The sequence below is a fragment of the Rhizobium sp. 2YAF20 genome, from assembly GCF_052114685.1.
Taxonomy (GTDB): domain Bacteria; phylum Pseudomonadota; class Alphaproteobacteria; order Rhizobiales; family Rhizobiaceae; genus Rhizobium.
This window is the reverse complement of record NZ_JBFRFF010000089.1, coordinates 1-5,012: the sequence shown is the minus strand read 5'-3', so window position 1 is coordinate 5,012 and position 5,012 is coordinate 1. Positions and strand designations below refer to the sequence as shown.

The 5,012-nt window shown below is 59.8% G+C and carries 4 protein-coding genes and 4 pseudogenes; 5 read left to right on the top strand and 3 right to left on the bottom strand.

The genetic code is table 11. From position 1 onward, the window contains the following. A pseudogene (locus tag AB4Z52_RS35655) lies at positions 1 to 242 on the bottom strand (recombinase family protein); the annotation flags it as partial. 40 nt (positions 243 to 282) lie between these two features. Here AB4Z52_RS35655 and AB4Z52_RS35650 point away from each other — a divergent pair. Further along, positions 283 to 537 (top strand): annotated as a pseudogene (locus tag AB4Z52_RS35650) (transposase); the annotation flags it as partial. 227 nt (positions 538 to 764) lie between these two features. On the opposite strand, the pseudogene AB4Z52_RS35645 reads toward AB4Z52_RS35650, so the two are convergent. Both AB4Z52_RS35645 and AB4Z52_RS35640 read right to left on the bottom strand, forming a co-directional pair. Next, a pseudogene (locus AB4Z52_RS35645) lies at positions 765 to 1,401 on the bottom strand (DUF1062 domain-containing protein). A gap of 474 nt (positions 1,402 to 1,875) precedes the next feature. Then, positions 1,876 to 1,995, bottom strand: a pseudogene (locus AB4Z52_RS35640) (recombinase family protein); the annotation flags it as partial. 545 nt (positions 1,996 to 2,540) lie between these two features. Here AB4Z52_RS35640 and AB4Z52_RS35635 point away from each other — a divergent pair. The 4 genes from AB4Z52_RS35635 to AB4Z52_RS35620 are packed head-to-tail and all read left to right on the top strand — an operon-like array spanning position 2,541 to position 4,461. Further along, the gene (locus AB4Z52_RS35635; RefSeq protein ID WP_442222527.1) at positions 2,541 to 2,780 is read left to right on the top strand and encodes a type II toxin-antitoxin system Phd/YefM family antitoxin; all 240 of its coding nucleotides are present in this window, start codon (positions 2,541 to 2,543) and stop codon (positions 2,778 to 2,780) included. Continuing rightward, positions 2,780 to 3,199 (top strand): type II toxin-antitoxin system VapC family toxin, encoded by a 420-nt coding sequence (locus AB4Z52_RS35630; protein WP_442222526.1) that lies wholly within the window; start codon positions 2,780 to 2,782, stop codon positions 3,197 to 3,199. Before AB4Z52_RS35635 ends, AB4Z52_RS35630 begins: the two co-directional genes overlap by 1 nt. Beyond that, complete coding sequence (locus AB4Z52_RS35625) at positions 3,189 to 3,323, top strand: hypothetical protein (protein WP_442222525.1); 135 nt, start codon at positions 3,189 to 3,191, stop codon at positions 3,321 to 3,323. The genes AB4Z52_RS35630 and AB4Z52_RS35625 overlap by 11 nt, the downstream gene beginning before the upstream one ends. Next, positions 3,313 to 4,461 (top strand): tyrosine-type recombinase/integrase, encoded by a 1,149-nt coding sequence (locus tag AB4Z52_RS35620; RefSeq protein ID WP_442222524.1) that lies wholly within the window; start codon positions 3,313 to 3,315, stop codon positions 4,459 to 4,461. Before AB4Z52_RS35625 ends, AB4Z52_RS35620 begins: the two co-directional genes overlap by 11 nt. The last annotated feature ends 551 nt before the right edge of the window (positions 4,462 to 5,012 follow it).

Below are 5,012 nucleotides of genomic sequence, written 5' to 3'. Positions count from 1 at the left end.
AGGCACTGCTCCCATTCACGTTCAAGACCGCGCGCAACAAGCCGATTATCGGGATCGACGGCGCGGTATCGGCGTTCGGCCCGGCCTGCTTGATAAACTGCGCGCTCAACACCAAGCCGCCATTGTTTTAGCGACGCTTCTGTGTCGAGTTCGAAGCGCTCCGCAGCCGCCAGGGTAGCAGCAAGCCTGGCTGGTTCGAGCGCTTGGAGAAAGGCGCGGGCAATCGCGCCGTCGATCTGCACCCCGCCGACGTTGAGACAATAGCGGCCTCGGCCCTCTACGATGACCTTCCCGAAAGAGCACCGGGCAAAACTGCATTCGACGAATCCAATCGAGCGTCTCAATGGCGAAATCAAGCGACGAACCGAGGTCGTTGGCATCTTTCCAAACGACGAAGCAATTGTTCGTCTCGTCGGTGCACTGCTGCTCGAACAAAATGACGAATGGGCCGTCCAACGCGCCAGGTATATGACACTTGAGACCATGGCCCAAATGAGCGATGATCCACAAATCAGTCTGCCCGCTGTGGCTCGCTGATATCCCCTCCGGCCCATGCCGGAAAGCACGGCCATCAGCCGTCAGCTACACCACGTCCGGGGACACGATCACCTGAAGGAGAACCTGCAGGCCGAGCGCATCGCCTACGTGAGGGCATCGCGTTGATGTCCCGCTAAACAATGGCAAGGTAGAACGAGGCGAGAACTTCTGCTGAAAACGAGACGTGAAATCACGAAGGCCTGAGATTTCAGGCCTTCGTGGTGCAGCTACAGTAGACTACCCATCGCTAAAGGTCCCCACAATTGCTCCTCGGTCGGCCTCGGTGGAGAGGTCAATCGTAACCTGCGTGCCAGTTTTGATCCTGCGCCGCAAAATGTCGGCGCGGTCCAAATTTGTCCGAAGCGTGCCTCCGTCGTGAAGCGTTTGGAGCCGCGCACGCGAGACTCTCAGCACGGACGCCAGCAGGCGGTCAAGGCGTGTGCTGATCGGAAACGGGACCATCAGTTCGATTTCCAGTTTCGTCCAATTGCGAGTTTCGTGCAGGATCTCTTTTTCGATATCAAACTCAGAAAACTCATCGATCTGCTGCGACTTGCGCCTCAGAGCTTCGAGGTTGAACGTTTCCGTCCGGATCCACTGCGGATCGTTGGACTGTAGCGCTTCAAGGACGACATGATTGATGTCGCGGACATTCTGCCGCTCAAAGATCGGCCGGTTCCATGTCTTTTCGCAGGTCAGGCACTTGTAGATAAGCCACGCATCAAGCTTGCGACCGTTGGCGTTGAGCCGGACTTTGCCGCTGGATTGGAAGGCTCTCAGGCCCCCGCATCCGCTGCACGCAATCCAAGGCTGAGGAGCTGTCTGGGGAATAATGGTCCATCGGACCCGAAGTGTATTGCACATATCGTCTTGGTCTTCCGCTCGGAAGTCCACCAAGATGGTGCATGAGAAAACCCTTGCGGGCACGGCGTGGCGATGTTTTGGGCGGCTGAAGAGCGGAGCTGCACATGGCACATTTTAACAATGCCAAACCGGTCTCTTGCCACCACCCGATGAACATGATCATACGCCGACAGCGTGTTGCTGTCCGGCAGTACGGGTGAAACTGGATTGAGACCGGTATTTACTTAGGCAAAGTCTACCTCGATGCGCCAATGCTCTTCAACCGCAGCGATAACAAATGATCGGTCCGAATTGGAGTCTCTTGCCGCATCCGGAAGCTGAAACCTATGGCGTTGCGGCTTTTATGCAACTTTGCAATGAAAGCAGGCTCGGTTGGGCTGGGCTGGTCGTTGGATACCCAGACGGCGCATTTCCCGATAGACGGTGGAGGGTTCTGTCGCAAACTTTCCGTGGGTTTGCCAGCAGGTTGATCTAGCCAGCGTCGCGCAACTCATCGACCTGGGCGTCGTTGAGCTGATCGTCGGTCGAAACCCGGGCGTATCCGATCAGCCTTGGCAGCGGAGAAGGGGAGCTGACGGTTGCAACCTGTGGCATTAGTCTTGGCTCGTTTTTGATGGCGTTTGTACAGATAATGAATGCGTGAGAAAACGCCGGTTTGCAAGCGTGTTTTATAACCTAAATAGGAGGCCTTGCAGCGCGTTTTCCGATCCGGGATAGGCAACGACCCATCCAGGCCACAGCACGCCCGTCAGCAGCCTTCCACAGCTGAAATGCCCCGAAACTGGCTGTTTTGCGAGGGGTCGAGCGCTGCGCTGTCGCATCGGGCCAACGATGGCGAGATGTGCTTGGGGGGAGGGGCCCTAGGGCCGATTGGTTCGGCGCTTAATATTCCACTCAATGAAGCGGAATATTCCACCGATCCAAAATTGAAAGGCGGGCAAAAACCTGCATTTGCGGGGTTTCCGCCGATCCTTAAGGACTGACAGTGGTCGAGGTGGCCGGATGGTGCGCCAACCTACGATAAGTATCGCTTATCGGAGGTGATATAGTCAACCCATTGACCAAGCCTGCGTAAGTCACTATTCTTCGGGGAATAGGTTGGCCACAGGCGCGCCGGCCGGTTTCCCATGGAGCCCACTATGACCGTCACAGTTAAGGTCGCCGAGGCCAAAACCCATTTGTCCGAACTGCTGGCGCGCGTCGAGGCCGGCGAAGAGGTCATCATCTCTCGCGGCAACGATCCGATCGCCCGTTTGGTCGCCATCGATGAGCGTCGCCAGCGCTTGGCCGCCATCGAGGCGGTCCGTTCCCTTCGCGCTCAGGCCAAGCCCGTCACGCAGGAGGAAATTCAGGCCTGGAAGCAGGAAGGCCGTCGCTGATGGCTTTCGTCGTCGATGCCTCGATCGCTGGCGCCTGGCTGCTGCCGGACGAGGAGAACACCACCGCCGAACAGGCGATGGTGCGCATGGCCGACGAGGACGCCTGGGCGCCCGATCTGCTGCGCCACGAGATCCGCAGTGTCCTGTTGAACGCTGAGCGGCGTGGCCGGATTTCTGACGACCTCGTCCATTCGACCCTCGCGCGATTCCGCGGCCTGCCGTTGAAGCTCGTCGGCCCCGGCGACGATATCGAGGTGGTCCGGCTATCGCGCCAGTATCGTCTCAGTGCCTATGACGCGGCCTATCTTGCCCTGGCACTGCTGGAGCATCTACCGCTGGCCACGCTCGACCGCCGATTGGCGGTAGCCGCCCGTGCGGAAGGGGTCATCATTTTAGGACCGGTCGAGCATGAGCACTGATCAGACCTTTGGCCATCTGCCGCCACAAGCAGCAGCAGCGCTGGCAACCCTCGATCGCAAACTCGCCGACGCCGTTCGAAAAGAGGGGGTAGCGGTGCTCGGACCATTCGCACATGGAGACTGACCGTCAGGGACAGGTTTCGAGACGCGCGGAGGCACTCGATACGATCGCCGCGGTGCTGCCAATCGACCGGCGCGACAAGCTCGCCGAACTGCTGATCGACCAGGATATCGAGACGCTGCGCCATCTGGTCAACGCCGGCATGGGCGACAATACGCTGCGGGCGCTGACCTCCGACCTCGGCTATCTGGAAGCGTGGTCGCAGGCGGCGACCGGCGGCCCCCTGCCCTGGCCGGCGCCGGAAGCGCTGCTGCTCAATTTCGTCGCCCATCATCTCTGGGATCCGCGGCAGCGCGAGACTGACCCGGATCATGGCATGCCGTCCGTCGTCGAGGAAGCCTTGAGGCACGGCGGGTTCCTAAGATCGACCGGTCCGCACGCGCCGGATACCGTGCGCCGGCGGCTTGCCAACTGGTCGACGCTGACCAAATGGCGAGGGCTCGAGGGCGCCTTCGCCTCGCCTGCCCTTAAGTCGGCGATCCGGTTGGCGGTGCGCGCCGTGCCGCGGCAACGCCGTCGCAAGAGTGCCAAGGCGGTCACTGGCGACGTGCTGTCAAAATTGTTGGCGACCTGCGAGAGTGGAAGTCCGCGGGACCTGCGCGACCGCGCCATCCTGATGGTCGGTTTCGCGTCCGGTGGCCGCCGGCGCAGTGAGATCGCCGACCTCCGTAGGGAGCAGTTGACGGCAGAGGCGCCGGTAGCGAGTGAGGGCGGGATCCTCCTCCCCTCTCTTTCCATACACCTGGGCCGCACCAAGAACAGCGGCACCAGCCAGGATGAGGTCGTCTATCTGACCGGTCGGCCCGTTGACGCATTGAACGCTTGGCTCGCCGCCGCAAAGATTGAAAGCGGCAGCGTGTTTCGGGCCATCGATCGCTGGGGGAACGTTTCCCGCCGGCCCCTCGATCCAAAATCGGTCAATGACATCGTCAAGCAGCGGGCGGCGCTGGCCGGGCTGGATTCGGGAGAGTTTTCCGCGCATGGAATTCGGTCCGGCTACCTGACCGAGGCCGCCAACCAGGGCGTTCCCCTCCAGGAGGCGATGGAACAATCTCGCCATCGGTCAGTGCAGCAAGCCTCCGAATATTACAACAGCGAGGTTCGCAGGAACGGCCGCGCCACGCGATTCCTCTCAGTTTGAAACTGCAGGACGGCTATTTGTAGAAGTGGAGTCCGCCGCGAGCGCAAATGTGGGCTTAAGATCCATTGATCCTTCGGTGTTCAGCCCAAGGTGTTGCAATTCAGCCTCGCAGCGTTCTTGAAGTGCTTCCCCGCCGCCCGGTTGCGCGATGACATAGGAATACAAGCCGCGGACAGCTCCAACAAGTTTTGTCCCTTCGTCCAACCTTACGCATAAGTTCCTTGCGGACCTGCCTTCGGATCGGCGACCGGTTCGGCGGGCAATCTACCTATAATTGCCCGCTGATACCATTGGCCACCTTGACTAGACGATCGATTCCATGAAAGCGGCCTTTGATGGAACCTGAAGTGTGTTCGTGGATTCCTCGTTTGAGATTATTCAACCGAGGAGTTTCATCATGGCACCAAGGCGGCGCGTAATCGAGCTGGCGATGAGCGAGCAAGAGACTGAAACGTTGACGGCACTTTCGCGGTCTCGAAGCGAACCGGCGAGCCGAGTATCGCGGGCCGCTATGCTGTTGGCCTACCGTGACCAACCCGTCGTTCTTTGCC

Excerpts from the sequence above, each read along its gene's own strand:
- AB4Z52_RS35625 (WP_442222525.1), top strand. The coding sequence starts at position 3,189 with ATGAGCACTGATCAGACCTTTGGCCATCTGCCGCCACAAGCAGCAGCA.
- AB4Z52_RS35620 (WP_442222524.1), top strand. The coding sequence starts at position 3,313 with ATGGAGACTGACCGTCAGGGACAGGTTTCGAGACGCGCGGAGGCACTC.
- AB4Z52_RS35630 (WP_442222526.1), top strand. The coding sequence starts at position 2,780 with ATGGCTTTCGTCGTCGATGCCTCGATCGCTGGCGCCTGGCTGCTGCCG.
- AB4Z52_RS35635 (WP_442222527.1), top strand. The coding sequence starts at position 2,541 with ATGACCGTCACAGTTAAGGTCGCCGAGGCCAAAACCCATTTGTCCGAA.